23 protein-coding genes and 3 tRNA genes are annotated in these 19,164 nt (G+C 73.3%); 21 read left to right on the forward strand and 5 right to left on the reverse strand.

Features of this window, described 5'->3' with window-relative positions; genetic code table 11:
• Nucleotides 1-10 precede the first annotated feature (10 nt).
• The 5 genes from ACIBPB_RS32395 to ACIBPB_RS32415 all read left to right on the forward strand — a co-directional run bounded on the left by ACIBPB_RS32395 (nt 11) and on the right by ACIBPB_RS32415 (nt 2,963).
• Entirely contained in the window at nt 11-226 is a 216-nt protein-coding gene (locus ACIBPB_RS32395; RefSeq protein WP_046571392.1) for a hypothetical protein, read from the forward strand.
• Between the two features lie 161 nt (nt 227-387).
• Nucleotides 388-816: a TadE family protein gene (locus tag ACIBPB_RS32400; RefSeq protein WP_396843101.1), complete on the forward strand. Its 429-nt coding sequence runs from the start codon at nt 388-390 to the stop codon at nt 814-816.
• A 5-nt stretch (nt 817-821) separates the two neighbouring features.
• Nucleotides 822-1,289, forward strand: a complete 468-nt coding sequence (locus ACIBPB_RS32405) for a TadE/TadG family type IV pilus assembly protein (protein WP_396843078.1) — start codon at nt 822-824, stop codon at nt 1,287-1,289.
• Complete coding sequence (locus ACIBPB_RS32410; protein WP_396843079.1) at nt 1,286-1,717, forward strand: hypothetical protein; 432 nt, start codon at nt 1,286-1,288, stop codon at nt 1,715-1,717. The genes ACIBPB_RS32405 and ACIBPB_RS32410 overlap by 4 nt, the downstream gene beginning before the upstream one ends.
• A gap of 16 nt (nt 1,718-1,733) precedes the next feature.
• Nucleotides 1,734-2,963, forward strand: coding sequence for a LysM peptidoglycan-binding domain-containing protein (locus ACIBPB_RS32415; protein ID WP_396843080.1), 1,230 nt, complete (start codon nt 1,734-1,736; stop codon nt 2,961-2,963).
• Nucleotides 2,964-3,208: 245 nt separating this feature from the next.
• On the opposite strand, the gene ACIBPB_RS32420 is transcribed toward ACIBPB_RS32415, so the two are convergent.
• The gene (locus ACIBPB_RS32420; RefSeq protein ID WP_396843081.1) at nt 3,209-4,060 is read right to left on the reverse strand and encodes a Rieske 2Fe-2S domain-containing protein; all 852 of its coding nucleotides are present in this window, start codon (nt 4,058-4,060) and stop codon (nt 3,209-3,211) included.
• A 270-nt stretch (nt 4,061-4,330) separates the two neighbouring features.
• Between ACIBPB_RS32420 and ACIBPB_RS32425 the strand changes: the two genes are divergently transcribed.
• Nucleotides 4,331-4,789 carry a nitroreductase family deazaflavin-dependent oxidoreductase gene (locus ACIBPB_RS32425; protein ID WP_396843082.1) on the forward strand — a complete coding sequence of 153 codons (459 nt, stop codon included), beginning with the start codon at nt 4,331-4,333 and terminating at the stop codon, nt 4,787-4,789.
• A 40-nt stretch (nt 4,790-4,829) separates the two neighbouring features.
• On the opposite strand, the gene ACIBPB_RS32430 is transcribed toward ACIBPB_RS32425, so the two are convergent.
• Entirely contained in the window at nt 4,830-5,078 is a 249-nt protein-coding gene (locus ACIBPB_RS32430) for a flavin reductase (protein ID WP_357308720.1), read from the reverse strand.
• Between the two features lie 399 nt (nt 5,079-5,477).
• On the opposite strand from ACIBPB_RS32430, the gene ACIBPB_RS32435 reads away from it, so the two are divergent.
• The 4 genes from ACIBPB_RS32435 to ACIBPB_RS32450 all read left to right on the forward strand — a co-directional run bounded on the left by ACIBPB_RS32435 (nt 5,478) and on the right by ACIBPB_RS32450 (nt 7,618).
• Nucleotides 5,478-6,245, forward strand: coding sequence for a Scr1 family TA system antitoxin-like transcriptional regulator (locus ACIBPB_RS32435; RefSeq protein WP_396843083.1), 768 nt, complete (start codon nt 5,478-5,480; stop codon nt 6,243-6,245).
• Entirely contained in the window at nt 6,236-6,427 is a 192-nt protein-coding gene (locus ACIBPB_RS32440) for a DUF397 domain-containing protein (RefSeq protein ID WP_357308711.1), read from the forward strand. Before ACIBPB_RS32435 ends, ACIBPB_RS32440 begins: the two co-directional genes overlap by 10 nt.
• A gap of 170 nt (nt 6,428-6,597) precedes the next feature.
• A complete protein-coding gene (locus ACIBPB_RS32445) occupies nt 6,598-6,789 on the forward strand; it encodes a DUF397 domain-containing protein (RefSeq protein WP_396843084.1) in 192 nt (63 codons plus the stop codon).
• A gap of 64 nt (nt 6,790-6,853) precedes the next feature.
• The gene (locus tag ACIBPB_RS32450) at nt 6,854-7,618 is read left to right on the forward strand and encodes a crotonase/enoyl-CoA hydratase family protein (RefSeq protein WP_396843085.1); all 765 of its coding nucleotides are present in this window, start codon (nt 6,854-6,856) and stop codon (nt 7,616-7,618) included.
• A 2-nt stretch (nt 7,619-7,620) separates the two neighbouring features.
• On the opposite strand, the gene ACIBPB_RS32455 is transcribed toward ACIBPB_RS32450, so the two are convergent.
• Entirely contained in the window at nt 7,621-9,105 is a 1,485-nt protein-coding gene (locus ACIBPB_RS32455; protein ID WP_396843086.1) for a dihydrolipoyl dehydrogenase family protein, read from the reverse strand.
• Nucleotides 9,106-9,196: 91 nt separating this feature from the next.
• On the opposite strand from ACIBPB_RS32455, the gene ACIBPB_RS32460 reads away from it, so the two are divergent.
• Nucleotides 9,197-10,297: a serine hydrolase domain-containing protein gene (locus ACIBPB_RS32460; RefSeq protein ID WP_396843087.1), complete on the forward strand. Its 1,101-nt coding sequence runs from the start codon at nt 9,197-9,199 to the stop codon at nt 10,295-10,297.
• A 39-nt stretch (nt 10,298-10,336) separates the two neighbouring features.
• On the opposite strand, the gene ACIBPB_RS32465 is transcribed toward ACIBPB_RS32460, so the two are convergent.
• Complete coding sequence (locus ACIBPB_RS32465) at nt 10,337-11,269, reverse strand: phytoene/squalene synthase family protein (protein ID WP_396843088.1); 933 nt, start codon at nt 11,267-11,269, stop codon at nt 10,337-10,339.
• A gap of 65 nt (nt 11,270-11,334) precedes the next feature.
• Between ACIBPB_RS32465 and ACIBPB_RS32470 the strand changes: the two genes are divergently transcribed.
• The 10 genes from ACIBPB_RS32470 (at nt 11,335) to ACIBPB_RS32515 (ending at nt 18,354) form a co-directional block, all read left to right on the forward strand.
• The gene (locus ACIBPB_RS32470) at nt 11,335-12,489 is read left to right on the forward strand and encodes a polyprenyl synthetase family protein (RefSeq protein ID WP_396843089.1); all 1,155 of its coding nucleotides are present in this window, start codon (nt 11,335-11,337) and stop codon (nt 12,487-12,489) included.
• A gap of 28 nt (nt 12,490-12,517) precedes the next feature.
• Nucleotides 12,518-13,999 carry a phytoene desaturase family protein gene (gene crtI, locus ACIBPB_RS32475; protein WP_396843090.1) on the forward strand — a complete coding sequence of 494 codons (1,482 nt, stop codon included), beginning with the start codon at nt 12,518-12,520 and terminating at the stop codon, nt 13,997-13,999.
• A 55-nt stretch (nt 14,000-14,054) separates the two neighbouring features.
• The gene (gene idi, locus ACIBPB_RS32480) at nt 14,055-14,681 is read left to right on the forward strand and encodes an isopentenyl-diphosphate Delta-isomerase (RefSeq protein WP_396843091.1); all 627 of its coding nucleotides are present in this window, start codon (nt 14,055-14,057) and stop codon (nt 14,679-14,681) included.
• The gene (locus tag ACIBPB_RS32485; RefSeq protein WP_396843092.1) at nt 14,671-15,609 is read left to right on the forward strand and encodes a MerR family transcriptional regulator; all 939 of its coding nucleotides are present in this window, start codon (nt 14,671-14,673) and stop codon (nt 15,607-15,609) included. Before idi ends, ACIBPB_RS32485 begins: the two co-directional genes overlap by 11 nt.
• Before the next feature lie 77 nt (nt 15,610-15,686).
• Nucleotides 15,687-16,475 (forward strand): polysaccharide deacetylase family protein, encoded by a 789-nt coding sequence (locus ACIBPB_RS32490; protein WP_396843093.1) that lies wholly within the window; start codon nt 15,687-15,689, stop codon nt 16,473-16,475.
• Nucleotides 16,476-16,630: 155 nt separating this feature from the next.
• Nucleotides 16,631-16,703 (forward strand) — tRNA-Glu (locus tag ACIBPB_RS32495).
• 32 nt (nt 16,704-16,735) lie between these two features.
• A tRNA-Asp gene (locus ACIBPB_RS32500) sits at nt 16,736-16,809 on the forward strand.
• A 75-nt stretch (nt 16,810-16,884) separates the two neighbouring features.
• Nucleotides 16,885-16,958: transfer RNA gene (locus ACIBPB_RS32505), tRNA-Phe, on the forward strand.
• Nucleotides 16,959-17,137: 179 nt separating this feature from the next.
• Nucleotides 17,138-17,860 carry a hypothetical protein gene (locus ACIBPB_RS32510; protein ID WP_396843094.1) on the forward strand — a complete coding sequence of 241 codons (723 nt, stop codon included), beginning with the start codon at nt 17,138-17,140 and terminating at the stop codon, nt 17,858-17,860.
• Nucleotides 17,857-18,354, forward strand: coding sequence for a Pycsar system effector family protein (locus ACIBPB_RS32515; protein ID WP_396843095.1), 498 nt, complete (start codon nt 17,857-17,859; stop codon nt 18,352-18,354). Before ACIBPB_RS32510 ends, ACIBPB_RS32515 begins: the two co-directional genes overlap by 4 nt.
• 586 nt (nt 18,355-18,940) lie before the next feature.
• On the opposite strand, the gene ACIBPB_RS32520 is transcribed toward ACIBPB_RS32515, so the two are convergent.
• A partial coding sequence (locus tag ACIBPB_RS32520; protein ID WP_396843096.1) for a hypothetical protein occupies nt 18,941-19,164 on the reverse strand: 224 nt, incomplete at its 5' end.

Here is a 19,164-nt window from a genome sequence, read left to right on the forward strand (position 1 = left end):
GGAGAAGGCCATGCCCCTCTGCGCCTACCTGTACGCGGCGGTCGCCGCGCGCCTCGCCGAGCTGCGGCGGGATCCCGAACGGGGCGACAGTCCCGTACCCACCGCGGTCATCATCTTCGGGCTGGTCGCGGTCGCCATGGCGGTCACCGGGCTCGCCCTGGCCAAGGCCAACGACTGGATGAACGCCATCCCGGGCAACACGGCGCCGAACGCACCGACCAAGTGACGGACCGCCCCGCCCGTACGGACCGGAACCGGTCGGCGCCCGCCGACCGGCCCACCGGCCTGCGCGGGTCGGGGCGGGTCGCCGCCGTGCTCGCTGGGCGGCCCACCGGCCTGCGCGGACCGGGGCGGGTCGCCGCCGTCCTCGCTGGACGGCCCACCGGCCTGCGTGGGCCGGGGCGGGTCGCCGCCGTCCTGGCTGGACGGCTCACCGGCGGCGGGGCGGACCGGGGGGCCAACCCGGTCGAGCTGGCGGTGGTGATGCCACTGATCCTGGTGCTGCTCTTCGGCTCGATCCAGGTCGCCGTCTGGTTCGTCGCCCGGTCCACCGCGTTGAACGCGGCGCAGACCGGGGTCAACGCGCAGCGGGTGGTCGAGGCACCGCCGGACGCCGGCCGGCAACGAGCCACGGGTTTCCTCTCCGCCGCCGGTGACTGGCTGGTCGGCTGGCAGTCGCCCGGCCCGGCCTGCTCCACCACCGCCACCGAGGTCACCTGCACGGTCACCGGCCGTTCCCTGTCGGTGATCCCGGGCGTCTCCTTCCCGGTCCGGCAGTCCGCGCACGGCCCGGTCGAACGCTGGACGACGGGGTGAGGCCGATGGCAGCACGCCGGGAACGCGGCTCCGTCTCCATCGAGGTGGCCGTGCTCGCCCCGGCCTTCATCGGGCTGATGGTGCTGGCCGGGGTGGCCGGCCGGACCGCGGTCGCCGACCAGGCGGTGGAGTCCGCGGCGCACGACGCCGCCCGGGCCGCCTCGATCGCCCGGGACGCCCGTACCGGCCGCGCCGCCGCCGCCGATGCGGCCCGCCACCAGCTCGACTGGGCCGGGCTGCGCTGCACCAGGGCACCCGCGCTGCGCTTCCGCGGCTCGGTCGGCGGCTCGACCAGCAGCTTCGCCGCCGCGTACGGCAGCCCGGCCGGGGTGCCGGCGACCGTCACCGTCACGGTGACCTGCCGGGTCTCCTTCCGCGACCTCCAGGCCCCGGGGCTGCCCGGCGTGCCGGGCACGAAGACCGTCTCGGCGAGCTTCACCTCGCCGCTGGACACCTACCGGAGCCGGCGGTGACCGGGCGGCCGGCGCGGGAGAGCGGCCGGGTCAGCCTCTTCCTCGCCGTGGCGCTGACCGGCGTGCTGGCCATCATCAGCCTGGCGTACGACGGCGCCGGTCAGCTGCGCACCCTGCAACGCGCGGACAACCTGGCCGCCGAGGCGGCCCGCAGCGGCGGGCAGATGATCGACCGGAGACGGGCGATCGAGGGCGGCCCGACCGAGATCGACGAGGTGGCCGCCCGGGGCGCCGTCAAGGACTACCTGGCCGCCGCCGGCGGGGTCCGCGGGCACCAGGTCAGCTTCCCGGTGGTCGACGGCGAGAAACGGATCCGGGTACGGGTCAACATCACCTACCGCCGCGACCTGCTCGGGCTCTTCGGAATCAGGAAGACCGCCACCGTCACCGGTGAGGCGACCGCACGGGCGCTCACCGGCGCCCCGTAAGGAAGGGAAGGCAGCCATGTCCGTACCGCAACGCTCCGCCGCCCGGCGGGCCGGGCAGGTCCTCACCGGGCTCGGCGCCCTCGTCGTGCTCTGCGCCGTGGTGGTCGGCGGGCCGGTGGCGCTGCTCGCCTTCGCCGGCAACCCGCTCCCCGACCACCTGCCCACCCTGGCCGAGGTGGGTACGGCGTTGACCACCCGCGACGACGGCGGGCTCTTCCTGCGAACGTTGGCGGTGGTCGGCTGGTTCGGCTGGGCGACGTTCACCTTCTCCGTACTGGTGGAACTGCTCGCGGCGGCGCTGCGCCGGCCGGCGCCCCGGCTGCCCGGGATGGGGCGGCAGCAGCGGGCGGCGGCCGCCCTGGTCGGCTCGGTGGCGCTGATCCTCGCGGCGTCGCCGGTCGCGGCGAGCGCCGCCACCCTGGCCACCCCGCAGCCGGTCGCCGCCGCACCCGCGGTGGTCGCCCCGCCGGCCGGTCCCGCCGCCGCACCCGCGGTGGCCGCCCCGCCGGCCGGTCCCGCCGCCGAGCCGGTACGGGCCGCCTCGGTGACCACCGAGCCGGCGGTGTACCGGGTGGCCAAGGGCGACTACCTGGGCGGCGTGGCCGATCGCTACCTGGACGACTTCGAGCGCTACCGGGAGGTGGCCCGGCTCAACCGGATCGCCGACCCGGACCGGATCCACCCCGGACAGTTGCTGAAGCTGCCGGAGCGGGCGGTCGACGGCGGGGTACGCCGGCACGCCACCGGCCGGCTGGTGGTCACCCCCACCCAGCCTCCGGCAGAGACGCCCGGCCCGGACGAAAGCGCCACGCCCAGCGGCTCGGGGACGACCTCCGCCGGCGGCAAGTCCGGGACGACCTCCGCCGGCGCCGAGTCGGGGACGACCTCCGTCGGCGGCGGCGCCGGTACGACGACCGCGCCGGACCCGGCCGGCACCAGCGCCGCCAGGCCCGCGCCGAGCCGTCCTGGGGTGACCCGGCCCGCCCCGGCCGGTTCGACTCCGGCCCCGACCGCGACGCCCGGATCAGCGGTGGCGGTGCCGGCCGGTCCGCCGCCGGCGATGGCGGCGGGCGCGTCCCGGGCCACCGTCGACGACGGCATGAACCGACCGCTGGCCATCTCGGCGGTGCTGGCGGTGGCGAGCATCGTCGGCGCCCAGATCGGTGCCATGCTCGGACTGCGCCGCCGCCCAGCGCCCCGCACCGCGACCCGCGACCTGGTCACCGGCCGCCACCGCAAAGACTGACCCCCGCAGCTCGTCCGGACGCTTGCAGCGTCCGGACGCTTGCAGATCTTGGACGATTTCGGCCCTCATAGGGGCAGTTTCGTACCAAGATCCGCACGGGCGAGCAGCTCCGACGGGGAGCGCGGCGGGAGCGGGACGGGGTGCGGGCGGCGAGCAGCCCGCGATGGAGAGCGGGCGGCGGGAGCGGCGGGATGGGCAGCGGGCGGCGAGCAGCCCGCGATGGGGAGCGGGCGGCGGTGAATGGGTCAGGGGAGGCGGGCCTCGAGGCGGCCGTTGACCACCCGGGTGGGCAGGACGACCTGGTCGTTGCCGGACGGCCCGTGCACCACCTCACCGCCGTTGAGCCGGAACGCGCTGCCGTGCCACGGGCACACCACGCAGGCGTGGCCGTCGATCTCCTGCACCTCGCCCTCACCGAGCGGGCCGCTCTGGTGCGGGCAGCGCTCCAGCATCACGGTGACGTCGTCGCCGTGCCGGTAGAGGATCACCGACACGTCGTCGATCTCCCGGGTGACCAGCTGCCGCTGCGGCAGGCTGCTCAGGTCGCCCACCGGGTGCCAGCCGTCGCTGATCAGGTGCAGCTCGGAGATGCTCTGGCTGACCTGCGCGCCCTGCTTGTACGCGAGATGCCCGCCCAGGTACGCCCCGGCGCTCGCCGCCGACAGCCCCAGGTAGGCCAGCGCCTTGCCCATCCCGTGCCGGCCGTTGAGCCGGGCGGCCAGCGAGCTGGCGTAGAGGGTCAGGCCGATGGTGTTGGCGGCGGCGTGCACCAGGCCGATCCGGCGCTGGTCGCGAGCGAGCGAGGCCCAGTCGTTGAGGCCCGCCACGGCCGCCGGCACGGCGCTGACCGTACCGACCGCGACCAGGGCGGTGGCGGCCCGACGCTGTCCCGGCATCAGGTCGACGATCGCCGCCGAGATCCATGCGCCGACCGGCACCTGCACCATCGCCGGGTGCAGGGGGTGACCGAGCCAGACCCCGTGCAGCAGGTCCCGGATCCGCTGGGAGCGCAGGGTGCCCTGGACGGCGCGCTGCAACCGGTCACCAACCCGGTCCAGCGCCGTGGTCTGTTCGAGTTTCGTCAGTAGTTCGCGCACCTGGTCCGACTTCCCGGCAGGAGGACTCCCAAACCGGGCGGCACCGACGATTCACGCCATCGGGTGGTTCCGCCCCGCCGGCCGCCGACCCCGGCAACATCCTCGGAGCCGAGCCAAACCGAGCCGAGCCAGGGCCGGGGCCGGGCCGAAGCCGGGGCCGAAGCCAGGGCCGGGGCCGAAGCCAGGACCGGGCCAGGACCGGGCCGGGGCAGGGCCAGGGCCGGCAGGCGGGACGAGGCGATCCGGGCCGGGGGCGGTAGCGTCGGGTGCATGGCCCGTCGCATCCCGCGCTGGCTCGCCCGCGCTCCCATTCCCCTCTACCGCCGCGGCTTCGGCCGGCTGCTCGGCCGCCGGCTGCTGATGCTGGAGCACCGGGGACGCCGCACCGGTCTGCCCCGCTACGTGGTGTTGGAGGTGGCCGACCGGGAGCCGGCCTGCCTCTTCATCGCGTCCGGGCACGGCCAGGACTCGCAGTGGTTCCGTAACCTGCGGGCCGACCCCCGGGTCCGGGTCTGGACCGGCCCCCACCGGGGCGTCCCGGCGCGCGCCACCGTGCTGACCGGCGAGGAGACCCGGCAGCGGCTGGAGATCTACCGGCGACGCCACCGCCGGGCGGCGGCTGCCCTCGGCCGTACCCTCGACATCCCGGAACTGCGCGACACCGGGCCGCTGCCCGCCGACGTGGCCACCCGGCTGCCGCTGGTCCGCCTCGACCTCGACGAGGGCTGAGCGCGCGGTCCACCCACGAGCCCTCGTCACCCGGCCGGCGTCAGCGGGCTCGCGCCCAGGCCAGGAACCGTTCGGTCAGGTCCTCGGCGACCGCCACCCCGTTGAGCTGCGACAACTGCGCACCGGCCTCGGCCATCAGGGTGCTCAGGTAGATCAGCAGGGCGGTCCGGTCCGCCCGGTACTCCACCAGCAGCGCGAGCCGCGCCGGCTGGCAGGGCCACGGCGCGGCACAGGCCCGGCAGAGCCACAGCGGGCGCATCGGCAGGTGGGGACGGGCGGGCCGGCTCACCTCGGACCGCCGTTCCGCCGCCACCCGCCGGCCCGCCACCGCTGCGCTGGGGTCAGGTTGCCGGCCCGGCCGGGCCCGTCGGTGGGAAAGACGGTCGTCGGCTGGTTCGCCCACGCCGGCCGGTCGTCCTGCGGGCTCCTGGGTCGGGGTGCGCGCGGCCCCCTCTCGGCCCGCTGCCGCCAGAACCAGATACGCATACCTTGTCCCCCTTCTCGTGTGGCCTGGGCAGGGCCGTCCCGACGTCGTTGGCGGGACGGCCCCGCTGCGGACGCTGACCGCCGGGCTCTCGCACCTCCACCGGTCGCGCCGTCCTGCGCAACACGCTGCCCACAGTGGTCGGACAGGTACACCGCGTAGCGATATGGTCGGCAGATATTTCAGACGTCCGATGGAGGGGCCGTGAACGACGCGCTGCGGGTGGCGCTGAGCGACACCGGGCACACCACCGAATCACTCGCCGAGCGCGTGGGAGTGGACCCGAAGACAGTGGGCCGCTGGCTGAGTGAGGGCCGCATCCCGCACGCCCGGCACCGGGTGTCGGCGGCCGAGGTGCTCGGTCGGGACGTCTCGGACATCTGGCCGGACACATCGAGACGTCGCGACCCAGTCTGGTTCCGCCCCTGGCAGGAGATCGAACGAGAAGCCGTCACCCTGCGTTCGTTTCAATCCGTTGTACTGCCCGGTCTGCTCCAGACCGAGGCATACGCGCGAGCAGTCCTCACCGGAGCCGGCGCCCTTCCCCGGACCGACATCGATCGGCACATCACAGCTCGACTCGCTAGACAGGGCATCCTCCGTCGAGAAGACCCACCCCAGTTCACGTCGGTGATCAACGAGGGAGTTCTCCGCCGACCGGTGGGTGGGGCGAAAACCATGCGGGAGCAACTGTTCGCTCTCGTCGAGGCATGCGCCGAGCCCCACATTCGAATCCAGGTCGTGCCGTCATCGGTGGGTGCTTACGCCGGGCTGAACGGTCCCTTCGTGATCGCAACCTGCCCCGATCACCGGCTCGCCGGCTACCTCGACAACCAGGTCCAGGGACAAGTGGTTAGCGATGTCGATGACCTCGCGGCGATAATGGCCGCTTGGGAGAACGTGCGCGGCGAGGCGCTCTCCCACTGGCAGTCGGTCGAGCTGATCAGGGAAGTGGCGGAGACATGGAACTGACGGGTGCGCAATGGCGCAAGAGCAGCCGCAGCAGCGGCAACGGCGGGGACTGTGTCGAGGTCGCCGACAACCTGCCCGGCCTGGTCGCGGTCCGCGACTCCAAAGACCCGACCGGCCCGGCCCTCACCTTCACCCCTACCGCCTGGCGCGTCTTCCTCACCCAGCCGCCCACCCGCGACTGAGCGATCCACCCACGCCATCAGGTAGTGGCCGCCGACCCATGCCCCGCCCCCGCCGGACACCTGGCGACTGACCCGCTCAACCTCGCCGGATCACCGACGACGACCAACCGCCTAATCCCGCCGACCCAGCACGGCACGAGAGGCACGAGAGGCACGAGAGGCACGAGCGCATGAAGCTGACGGGCGCCCGGTGGCGCAAGAGCAGCCGCAGCAGCGGCAACGGCGGAGCTTGTGTCGAGGTCGCCGACAACCTCCCCGGCCTGGTCGCGGTCCGCGACTCCAAAGACCCGACCGGCCCGGCCCTCACCTTCACCCCCACCGCCTGGCGCGCCTTCCTCACCCAGCCACCCACCCGCGGCTGAGCGATCCACCCACGACCTGGCGGGCGTCTGGCGCGCCGGGCGCCGTCGAGGGCATGCTGATCCGATGGGGGTACGCGTCGAGCACGCCGGGCCGGTGACCACGGTGATCCTGGACCGGCCGGAGGCCCGCAACGCCGTGGACGGCCCGACCGCCCGGGCCCTGGCGGACGCCTTCCGCGCCTTCGAGGCCGACCCCGAGGCGGCGGTCGCCGTGCTCTGGGGCGCCGGCGGCACGTTCTGCGCGGGCGCCGACCTCAAGGCCATCGGTACGCCGCGCGGCAACCGGGTCGAGCCGGAGGGCGACGGCCCGATGGGCCCGACCCGGATGCGGCTGTCCAAGCCGGTCATCGCCGCGATCTCCGGGTACGCCGTGGCCGGCGGTCTCGAACTGGCGCTCTGGTGTGACCTGCGGGTCGCCGAGTCCGACGCCACCCTCGGGGTGCTCTGCCGGCGGTGGGGCGTACCGCTGATCGACGGTGGGACGGTGCGGCTGCCCCGGCTGATCGGGGAGAGCCGGGCGATGGACCTGATCCTCACCGGCCGGGCGGTGCCGGCCGACGAGGCGTACGCGATGGGTCTGGTGAACCGGCTGGTCGCGCCGGGTGAGGGCCGGGCGGCGGCCGAGCGGCTGGCCGCCGAGATCGCCCGGTTCCCGCAGACCTGCCTGCGCAACGACCGGGCGGCGCTGCTGGCGGGCGCCGGCCTGCCCGAACCGGAGGCGATGGCCACCGAACTCACCTTCGGCACGGAGTCGCTGATCACCGACGCGGTCAGGGGCGCGGCCCGGTTCAGCGCGGGCGCGGGCCGGCACGGCACCGCCGCCGACTGACGCTACTTCAACGCCCGCAGGGCTTCCTCGATCGCCCGGTGGAAGGTCGGGTACGCGTAGATCATGTGCCGGAGCTGGCTGACCGGCACGGCCGCGTGCACCGCCACCACCAGCGCGGAGAGCACCTCACCCCCGGCCGGGCCGACCGAGGTGGCGCCGATCAGCACGCCCTGGTCGGCGTCGGCGATCAGCTTGATGAAGCCGGCGTTGCCGGCCTTGTGGATCCAGCCCCGGGTCGACGCGGTGAGATCCGTGTAGCCGACCTGCACGTTGATGCCGCGCTCGCGGGCCTGCCGCTCGGTGAGGCCGACCGCCCCCACCTCGGGGTCGGTGAAGGTGACCCGAGGCAGTGCCCGGTAGTCGGCGACCGGCACGCTGCCCGGGGCCCCGCCCGAGCTGCCGGCGCTCATCGCCCCGCCGACGGCGCTGACCACCCCGGCCGCGCCGCCCATCACGCTCGCGGTGCCGCTGGCGTCCGGGCCACCCCTGGTCCGTCGCATGTGGTCGAGGACGTCCGCCACCACGATGGCCGCCTGGTACATGGCGATGTGCGTGAAGGCACCCTCGCCGGTGAGGTCGCCGACGGCCCAGATCCCGTCCGTGACGTGCATCCGGTGGTCCACCGGCAGGTAGCGCTGGCCGGCGTCGACGCCGACGGTGTCCAGGCCCAACTCGTCCAGGTGCGCCTTGCGCCCGGTCACCACGAGCAGCCGGTCGGCGGTGAACCGGCGCTCGCTCGCGAGCACGGTGAAGCCGGAGCCGTCGTGGCTGACCCGCTCGGCCTTAACCCCGGTCTCGATGGTCACCCCGTCGGCGCGCAGTGCCGCCGCCGCGATCTCCGACGCCTCCGGCTCCTCCACCGCCAGCACCCGGTCGGCCGCCTCGATGACCGTCACCCGGACGCCGAACCGGGCGAAGACCTGGGACAGTTCCAGCCCGATCGCGCCGCCGCCCAGCACCAGCAGCGACCCGGGCAGCTCCTCGACCTCGATGGCCTGGTGGTTGGTCCAGTACGGGGTGTCCGCTAGCCCGTCGATGGGCGGCACCGAGGGGCGGGTGCCGGTGCCGAGCACGATCCCGTACCGGGCTTCGAAGACCTGGTCGCCGACGCGTACCCGGTTCGGGCCGTCGAGCCGGCCGCTGCCCCGGACGAACCGGCCGCCCTTGCCGACGAAACGGTCCACCGCCACCCGGTCGTCCCAGGTGTCGGTGGCTTCCTCGCGGATCCGCTTCGCCACCGGCGCCCAGTCGGGTCGCACCTCGGCCGTGCCGGCCAGCTCGTTGACCCGGTGCGCCTCGGCCAGCGCGTTCGCCGCCCGGATCATCATCTTGCTGGGGATGCAACCCCAGTACGGGCACTCGCCGCCGACCAGGTCCCGTTCGACACCGACGACGGTGAGGCCGGCTTCGGCGAGCCGCCCGGCCACCTCCTCGCCGCCGACCCCGAGCCCGACCACGACCACGTCCACCAGTTCCGGTTCCGCCATCCCGCCAGCATCACCCACCGCCGGGCGTCCGGCCATCGCACCGGGCCGGAATTCCCACCCCGGTCACCCGCCCGACGGCTACCGTGGCCGGGTGCACGCACGCTTTGCCCCGGTCCGGGACTGCTTCCACGACCTGTTCGGCGCCGGCCGGGAGACCGGCGCGGCCCTGAGCATCTGGTACGACGGCGCGCCCGCCGTCGACCTGCTCGGCGGGACCCGGGCGGTTGTCGCGCCCGGCGTGCCCGTCCCGGTGACAGGCGCCGCCGACCCGTGGCGGCCGGACACCCTGGTCGACGTCTACTCGGTGGGCAAGCCGGTGGCCGCGCTCTGCCTGCTCATGCTGGTCGACCGGGGCCGGGTCGACCTGGACGCGCCGGTGTCGGCGTACTGGCCGGAGTTCCGGTCCCCGGCCACCCTGCGACAGGTGCTCGACCACACCGCCGGGCTGCCGGCCTTTCCGGTGCCCCGGCCCGCCGACGCGGTCGCCGACTGGGGGTTGCTCTGCGCCGACCTGGCCGCCGCCGAACCGGAGTGGACGCCGGGCACCGTCGCGGGCGAGCACGCCTGGACGTACGGGCACCTGGTGGGCGAAGTCGTCCGCCGGGTGGACGGGCGGCCGCTGGGCCGGTTCCTGGCCGAGGAGATCGCCGGCCCGTGGCGCCTCGACCTGGCCTTCGGGCTGGACGCGGCGGCCCAGGCGCGCTGCGCCGACCTGTCGTACGCCGATCCGGACTGGCCGGTGCGGTCCCTCGGCGAGCCGGGGTCGCTGCGGGCCCGGGCGATGGGCAATCCGGCCGGGGGTCTGGACCTGGCGGTGCTGAACAGCCCGCTCTGGCGCGGCGCCGAGATGCCGGCGGTGAACCTGCACGCCACGCCGGCGGCCCTCGCCCGCCTCTACGCGGGCCTGGCGGCCGGCGGCACCCTGGACGGGGTGCGGTTGTTCAGCCCGGATCTGGTCGGCGAGGCGACCCGGGTGCAGTACGACGGCCCGGACCTGGTGCTGGACCGGGAGGTGTGCTGGACGTTGGGCATGCAACGGGAGCCGGACGGTAGCTGGGGGATGGCCGGGCTCGGGGGCAGCAGCGCCTGGGCCGATCCCGACCGCGGCTACGTCTTCGCGTACGCGACGGCCCGGCTGGCCAGCCACGACCGGGTCGACGACCTGGTGGACGTCCTGCACTCCTGTCTCTGAGCCGCTGCGCCCCGGGTGCCCTGACCGCTGGGCCGGCGGTCAGGGCACCGGCACCGCCGCCGGTCGAGGTGCCGGGCCGGGGAGCAGCACCGGGGTGCCCGCCCGGGTGAGCAGCGACCGCGCGGCCACCGCCGCCCGCTTCCGGCCCGGCACCCGGGCGCGGCGCGCGAAGACGTCGTAGCCCTGGGCGGCCACCTCGTCGAGGATCCCGCCGTAGAGCGCGTACGCGGTGCGCATGCAGGCCTGCGAGGCGGGCGCGAGCAGCGGGATGCCCGGCGCGGCGGCCAGGTAGTGGGCCTGGGCGCGGGCCGTCTCGTACCGGATCAGTTCGCGGATCGCCGGGGTGGTGCGGCCGGCGGTCCGGGCGGCGAGCAGGTCCTCCCGGGTGAGGTCGAACCGGGCCAGGTCCTCGTCGGGCAGGTAGGTGCGGCCCCGGTCCAGGTCCTCGGCGACGTCCCGGATGAAGTTGGTGAGCTGGAACGCGAAGCCGAGCTGGCGGGCCGGCTCCCGGGCGGCCGCCGGGTCGGAGCTGCCCAGGATCGGCAGCATCATGGTGCCGATGACGGCGGCCGAGCCCTCCATGTAGTCGAGCAGGTCGTGGTAGGTCGGGTACGCCATGACGGTGAGGTCCATCGCCATGCTGCGCAGGAACGACGCGAAGTCGGCGCGGTCCAGGTCGAAGACGGCGATGGTGTGCAGCACCGCGGGCAGGAGCGGGTCGTCGACCGGCTCCCCGTGCAGGCCGGCGAGGAAGCGGGCGGACCAGTCGCCCAGCTTCGCGGCGCGCTCGGCGGGCGGCAGGTCCTCGGTCCGGTCCACGATCTCGTCCGCGTAGCGGGTGAAGCCGTACAACGCGTGCACATGCCGGCGTTTCCAAGCGGGCAGCAACCGGGTGGCGAGATAGTAGGTGCGGCCGTGCCGTCGGTGCAGCTCACGGCAGCGTTCGTAGGCGGCGGCGAGATCTGTCTCCACCGGGCCCTCCTCAAATTCGACGCAGCAATCGACGCAACTCGTAACCCTAGGGTACGCTCCACCCCATGGCCAACGACGCAGTTGCGGGAGACACCCTCCGCGTCGCACCGGCACAACCGGGAGCGACAGGAGATCCGGTCCGCGGCGTGCTGTCCGCGTTCACCCAGGATCTGGTCACCGGGATCGACGAGGTCCTGGCGGCCTTCCTCGCCAACGAAGTCGACTCGCTCACCGAGATCGACGCGGCGATGGGAGGCTTCGCCGCGTCGGCCCGCGACTGCGTGCTGGCCGGCGGCAAGCGGATCCGGCCCACCTTCGCCTACTGGGGCTGGCGGGCGGTGACCGGCGACTACGAGCGGCTGCCCTCGGTGCTGCCGGCGCTCGCCGCGCTGGAACTCCTGCACACCTTCGCGCTGGTCCACGACGACGTGATGGACGCCTCCGACACCCGGCGCGGGCTGCCCACCGCGCACCGGGCCGCCGCCGCCCGCCACCGGGCCGCCGGACACACCGGCGACCCCGACCGGTACGGCGAGGCGGTCGCCGTGCTCATCGGCGACCTCTGCGTGGTCTGGGCCGACCGGCTGATGGCACACGCCACCGTGCCCCCGGCGCGGCTGCTCGACGTCCGGCGCTGCTACGACCAGATGCGGGTGGAGACCGTGGCCGGGCAGTTCCTCGACGTGCTCGGCGAGCACGACGCGGCGGGCTGGACGGTCGACCGGGCGCTGCGGGTGGCCCGCTACAAGACCGCGAGCTACACCGTCCAGCGGCCACTGCTCTTCGGCGCGCACCTGGCCGGGGCCGACGCCGAGTCGCCGCTGATCGCCGCGTACACCCGCTACGGGCTGGCCGTCGGCGAGGCGTTCCAGCTCCGCGACGACCTGCTCGGGGTGTACGGCGACCCGGTCACCACCGGCAAGCCGGCCGGCGACGACCTGCGTACCGGGAAACCGACGGTGCTGCTCATGCTGGCCCGGCAGCTCGCCGGCCCGGCCCAGCGCCGGGCCCTCGAGCGGGCCGGCTCGGTCACCGGGGCCGGTGAGGTGAGCCTGCTGGCCGACCTGGTCCGCGAGACGGGCGCGGTGGCCCGGGTCGAGCGGATGATCTCCGATCGGGTGGCCGACGCGCTGGCCGCGCTGGACACCCCGGCGATCGACGGGACCGCGCGGAGCGCGTTGACCGCCCTCGCCACCGCCGCCACCGCACGGTGGGCATGATGGTCAACTTTGGGATGGAGGTGGTCACGTGCGTGCCGTGAAGGGGCGGACGGACCGGGTGGTGATCGTCGGTGCCGGCCTGGGCGGGCTGGCCTGTGCGCTGCACCTGGCCGGCAGCGGCCGGCAGGTGACCGTCCTGGAGCGGGAGCCGGTGCCGGGCGGCCGCGCCGGCCGGCTCAGCGTCGACGGGTACGAGTTCGACACCGGCCCGACCGTGCTCACCATGCCGGACCTGATCGCCGAGGCGCTCGGCGCGGTCGGCGAGGAGCTGGCCGACTGGCTCGACCTCACTCCGCTCGACCCGGCCTACCGGGCGTACTACCCGGACGGGTCGACGCTCGACGTCATCACCGACACCACCCGGATGGCCGCCGAGATCTCCCGGGTCTGCGGACCGCGCGAGGCCGACGGCTACCTGCGTTTCGTCGACTACGCCCGCGACCTCTGGCGCTGGGAGCGGGCCGACTTCATCGAGCGCAACCTGGACGCCCCCACCGACCTGCTCACCGGCAACCTGCTGCGGCTGCTGGCCAACGGGGCGTTCCGCCGGCTCCAGACGAAGATCAACCAGTTCTTCCGCGACCCGCGTACCCAGCGGATCTTCTCCTTCCAGGCGATGTACGCCGGCCTCGCGCCGCACGACGCGCTGGCCATCTACGCGGTCATCGCGTACCTCGACTCGGTGGCCGGGGTGTGCTTCCCGCGCGGCGGCATCCACGCGGTCTCCCGCGCGATGGCCGGCGCCGCGGAGAAGCACGGCGTGCAGATCCGGTACGGCACCACGGTGACCCGGGTGGAGACCGCGCACGGCCGGGCCACCGGCGTGGTGACCGCCGACGGCGAGCTGATCCCGGCGGACGTCGTGGTGCTCAACCCCGACCTGCCGGTCGCCTACCGGGACCTGCTGCCCCCCGCCCGGCAGCGGAAACTCACCTACTCGCCCTCCTGCGTGGTGCTGCACGTCGGCTCGACCCAGGGCTATGGCAAGATCGCCCACCACAACATCCACTTCGGCCGCGCCTGGAAGGGCACGTTCGACGAGGTGATCCGGCGAGGCGAGCTGATGACCGATCCATCGCTGCTGGTCACGAACCCGAGCCGGTCGGACCCGTCGGTCGCCCCGGCGGGGCGGCACACCTACTACGTGCTCGCCCCGGTGCCGAACCTCGACCGGGCGCCCTTCGACTGGCGCGGTGACCTGACCCGCCGCTACAGCGACCAGCTCATCGGCACCCTGGAGGAGCGCGGCTACCTGGGCTTCGGGGCGGGCGTCGAGGTGCTGCGCGCGGTCACCCCGGCCGAGTGGGCCGAGCAGGGCATGGCCGCCGGTACCCCGTTCGCCGCCGCGCACAGCCTCTTCCAGACCGGGCCGTTCCGCCCGGCCAACCTGCACCGGACGCTGGACAACGTGGTCTTCGTCGGCTCCGGCACCCAGCCGGGCGTGGGCGTGCCGATGGTCCTGATCAGCGGCAAGCTCGCCGCCTCCCGGGTCACCGGCGGTGACCGGTGAGCGCGAGGAGTGCAGCGGAGCGGAGCCCCGCAGTCGCGAACGAGAGGTTGGCACGGTGACCGCGCGGGAAGGGCACCTGGTCGAGCTGGTCGACGACGGCGGCCGGGTGCTCGGCGAGGCGACCGTGGCCACCGCCCACCAACCGCCGGGCCGGCTGCACCGCGCGTTCTCGGTGCTGCTGGTCGACCCGGCGGGGCGCGTCCTGCTCCAGCGGCGGGCCGCCGCCAAGACCCGGTTCCCGCTGCGCTGGGCCAACTCCTGCTGCGGTCACCCGCTGCCCGGCCAGTCGGTGGCGGACGCCGCCAACCGGCGGCTGGCCGAGGAGCTCGGCATCGACCCGGTCGACCTCACCGAGATCGGCGTCTACGTCTACTACGCCGAGGACCCGGCGACCGGCCGGGTCGAGTTCGAGTACGACCACGTGCTCCGCGCCGACGTGCCCGCCGACCTGCCCAGCCGGCCCGACCCCGACGAGGTCTCCGAGCTGCGCTGGGTCGACCCGAACGAACTGGCCGGCAAGCTCGACGCCGACCCCCGGGCGTACGCGCCGTGGCTCGGCGGGGTGGTGAACCGGCTGCTGAGCCGGACGCCGGTCCCCGGGTCGCCCGCCCCCGGCCCGTCCCACCCCGCCGGGTCAGGCGCACCGGCCGACGAGGCACCGGAGCGGTCGGGTGGCCGATGAGGCGCTGAGCGCGGGGTCGGTGGCGCGCCGGCTCGGTGTCGCGGTCACCACGCTGCGCACCTGGCACCAGCGGTACGGCCTGGGCCCCAGCGAGCACGTACCGGGCCACCACCGGCGCTACACGCCGGTCGACCTGGCACGCCTGGAGGTCATGCGGCGGCTCACCGCCGAGGGGGTGGCCCCGGCCGAGGCGGCCCGCTGGGCCCGGCAGGCGCCCCCCGGGGCGCCCGCCGACCTCGCCGCGGTCCGCCCCGGCGTCCGGGACGGTGGTGGCACGACCATCCCGGTCGGCCGGGCCGGGCCGGTCGCCCGCGGCCTGGCCCGGGCCGCCATGCGCCTGGACTCGGCCGCCATCACCGGCACGCTGGGGCGGGCCCTCGCCACCAGCGGCGTGGTGGACACCTGGGACGGGCTGGTCCGGCCGGTGCTCGCCGGGATCGGCGAGCGGCACGCCGCCACCGCCGGCCTGATCGAGGTGGAACACCTGATGTCCCGGTGCGTCTCCGAGTCGCTCGCCGCGGCCGCCCGGGCCCACCCGGTCGCCGGACCGGCCCGGATCCTGCTCTCCTGCGCCGACGAGGAGCAGCACACCCTGCCGCTGGAGGCGCTCGCCGCCGCGCTCGCCGAGGTCGGGGTGGGCTACCGCATGCTCGGCGCGCGGGTGCCCGTACCGGCCCTGCTGGAGGCGGTCAGCCGGACCGGGCCGGCCGCCGTGGTGCTCTGGTCGCACACCCGGACCACCGCCGACCCCCACCAGCTCACCGCGCTGCTCGCCGCCCCACGCCGGCCGCTGCTGGTGCTCGCCGCCGGGCCGGGCTGGCGGGACGACACGTTGCCCGGCGGGGTGGTCCGTCCGGTCGACCTCACCGAGGCGATCTCGCTCGCGACCGCGGTACGGGACTCGCTCGACCAGTCCGCGGCCGGCTGACCCGGGTCTGCCCTTTCGGTGCTTCGTCCGCTACGGTCGGAAAGTCCGCGTACCCCGACCCCCTCTCGGGAGCGACGATGCGCCCACGCGCCGCGCTGGCGCTCGCCCTCGGCCTGGTCCTGTTGCTGACCGGCTGCGGCGAGCCCGGCAGGACGCCGCCCCAGGCCGGCGCGCCGCCGGCGGCGTCGGCCACCCCGGCACCCAGCCCGACCCCCACCCCGAAGCCCAGCCGCACCACCCGCCCCAAGCCGACCCTCCGCCCGCTGCCGAAGACGCTCCCCGCCGGGCTGCACCGGGGCAGCGGCGACCGGGCGGTCGCGCTGACCTTCGACGACGGGCCGGACCCGCGCTGGACGCCGCAGGTGCTCGACCAACTGCGGGCCGCCCACATCACCGCGACCTTCTGCGTGATCGGCCGGCAGGCGCAGCGCTACCCGCAGCTCGTGGCGCGGATCGTCCGGGAGAGCCACCAGCTCTGCAACCACAGCTGGCGGCACGACCTCAACCTCGGCCGGCGCCCGGTCGCCGAGATCCGCGCCGACCTGCTCCGCACCAACCAGGCCATCCGGAAGGCCGTACCGCACGCCAAGATCGGCTGGTTCCGGCAGCCCGGTGGCCGATGGACCGCCGAGGAGCTGACCGTGGCCCGCGAGCTGGGCATGCGGCCGCTGCACTGGAGCGTCGACCCGCAGGACTGGAACCACCCCACCGCCAAGACGATCATCAAGCGGGTGTCGGCGGCGGCCCGCCCCGGTTCGGTCGTGCTCATGCACGACGGGGGCGGGGACCGGAGCCAGACGATCGCCGCGTGCAGGCAGCTGATCCCCGACCTCAACCGCCGGTTCCGGATCTCCAAGCTCCACTGACATGGGGCCCGACGTGCGGTTATGCGCGCAGGCGAGCCGGGGTCCATACCGGTTTGGCCGACCGACCGGGCATGGCATATGCTTCTCATGCCTCCGGCGGGGCCGGATGGGAGCAAGTCCGCTTGAAGTTGCGAGTGTGCAATGATGGCGGGGCCGCCCTCATCGTCTAGCGGCCCAGGACGCCGCCCTTTCAAGGCGGTAGCACGGGTTCGAATCCCGTTGGGGGCACGGTCCGGCTCAGCCGGATGCAACACCAGCCAGGTCCTGTGGAGCAGTTGGAGTGCTCGCCGCCCTGTCAAGGCGGAGGTCGCGGGTTCAAGTCCCGTCAGGACCGCAAGCGCTGACGCCGCGCCTCTCCTGCGCGGCGTTCTGCGTATCGGCCCGTGCGGTAGCATGAGCCGAGCAACCCGGCCAGGTAGCTCAGTTGGTACGAGCGTCCGACTGAAAATCGGAAGGTCGGCGGTTCGACCCCGCCCCTGGCCACATAGCCTTTCGCCGGGCTACAGGAGCGCCGACCAGCGGAAACGCCGGTCGGCGCTCCGCTGTCGTTGGGCCTCGTTGATCTTGGAGCTTTACCGGTAGCACCCCTCCTGATCCGCCGTTCGCCGTCCTTAATCGCACGCGGATCGCACACAAGTTCATGAGCTGAGGGCAACATGGGTGTGGCAGAGGACATCACCGCCGCTGTTGGGGCGGTCGTCAACGCAGACTGGAACGTGCGGACAGGCACGGTCGTGCCGACCACAGACACGATCACCCTCAAGAACGGGGCAGTGGAGGTAGATGCCGTCTACCTCTATGCGGACATGGCCAACTCGTCCGGCCTTGCGAGAGATTTTGCCCCGAAGACTGCCGCCAAGGTCATCCGCGCCTACTTGGACGCCACTTGCCGCGTGATCAAGTTCCGAGGCGGCCAGATCCGCAGCTTCGACGGCGACCGGGTCATGGCGATCTTCATGGGTGAAGCGAAGAACAGCGACGCCGCAAGGTGCGCACTAAACATCAACTACGTGGTCACAAAGATCGTCCGTCCAGCACTGGAAGACCGGCTCACCTCGCTCAAGACCAAGGGTTTCGAGCTTCGGCACTGTGTCGGAGTCGCGTCTGGCACTGCCTTGATCGTTCGCGGCGGCGTCCGTAACGAGGACAACGACCTGGTGTCGATCGGTCGCCCTCCTAACGTGGCAGCAAAGCTCAGCGACGTTCGAGCCTGGCCATATGCCACGTACATCACCTCTGACGTTTATGCCCGACTCCGGAACGAGGTGAAGTACAGCAAGCCCGGGAAGCCGGACCAGAAGCTGATGTGGGACGGCCCTCGCACTCAAGATGCGGGCGGGGCTCCCGTCAAGGTCTACCGGTCGAGCTACTGGTGGAAGCCGTGACCTCCACTGACCCTACGGAGACTGCCTGGAAGATCCATGCCGCACTAGTGGACTGGACAGGCAAGGTCGACACTAAGGCATCCTTCGCCCTAACGATCGAGTCTGCGGTGCTTGCGGGTGCAGTCGGGCTGTCCAATTCCGGCTCGCGCTTTGGCAACCTTCAAGGCGTCCTGCCGCTCGCCACCTTCTGGTTCGGCGTCGCCTTCCTGGCTGCATCTGTGGTGCTGTCGGTTTTGGTAGTCATGCCACGTACTCGGAACAAGAACATCCCAACCGAGTGGCCGTCGAACTTCATCTACTTCGGCCATCTTCAGCACTGGTCGCCGGAGCCTCTTGAGCGCGCCCTTCGCGAGCTCGACCCGCTGCCCATGTTGTCTCGACAGCTGGTCGTGATGAGCAGGATCGCTTGCGTCAAGCACCGACGAGTGCAGGAGTCCCTCGGGCTGGCCCTCCTCGGCGGGTTCCTGGTGGTGATCGCAGGAATGATCGCCTGAGCCCTGTCCCCTGGTTCAGAAGTTGCGACACCGATTGGAGGATGCCGCCGGATGCGCATAGAACGAGGCAAGATCGAAGTACCACTTCAAGTGGTGGATGAACTAAAGCTCCACGGCATGGCGGTCAAGGCGGTGACCGTCTTAGAAGGCGGGGATCTGCGTCTACACGGCATGGCATGTGAGGGCGTCGCCGTAGCCGCCGGTGGCCGAGCTGTCATCCACGGCACCGTCAACGGTGATGTGGTCAATGACGGGGGTTACGTCGAAATCCACGGAGTTGTGAACGGCCATCTCCGGGAGGGATCGGGAGCCACGACTGTGGTTGCTCCTGGGGCGATCGTGAAGCGACCCCGCCGCTAGCACCTGCGCCATCCCGTCTGCCGCCGACCCACACACCGTGGAGCGGGCCAGGGCCAGGGTGACAAGGTGGAGCGCCCTACCGGACGAACGACCTTGGCACCCTGGCCCTGGCCCGCTCGGCTCTGCCTGGGTCGGTGGCTGGCGGGATGGCATCCCACCACCCACGAACCGCAACCGTTCGGCAACTCCATCTCGGAGTCGTCTGGCCCCCGCCGGAGGCATGCCCTTAATTGGCCGGCGCGCCGGCCGATGCCGGCGCTTGCGCCGCCAGCAGGCCGAGCGCGGCCGGCGCGGCCCGCTTGCGGGCCGCCTTGATCCTTAAGAGGCCAATTCGGCAGTCTGCGAAGCCAGAGTTTTGTCGTGTCCCGGCTGATGCTTTACATCGGCGTCCCATCTGATGCTTGACAGTGGCCGTGTTCGGCTTCTTGATCGCGTGATGTCTGCGGGCAT

This window comes from Micromonospora sp. NPDC049836 (assembly GCF_044465125.1).
In the GTDB taxonomy this organism is placed as follows: Bacteria; Actinomycetota; Actinomycetes; order Mycobacteriales; family Micromonosporaceae; genus Micromonospora.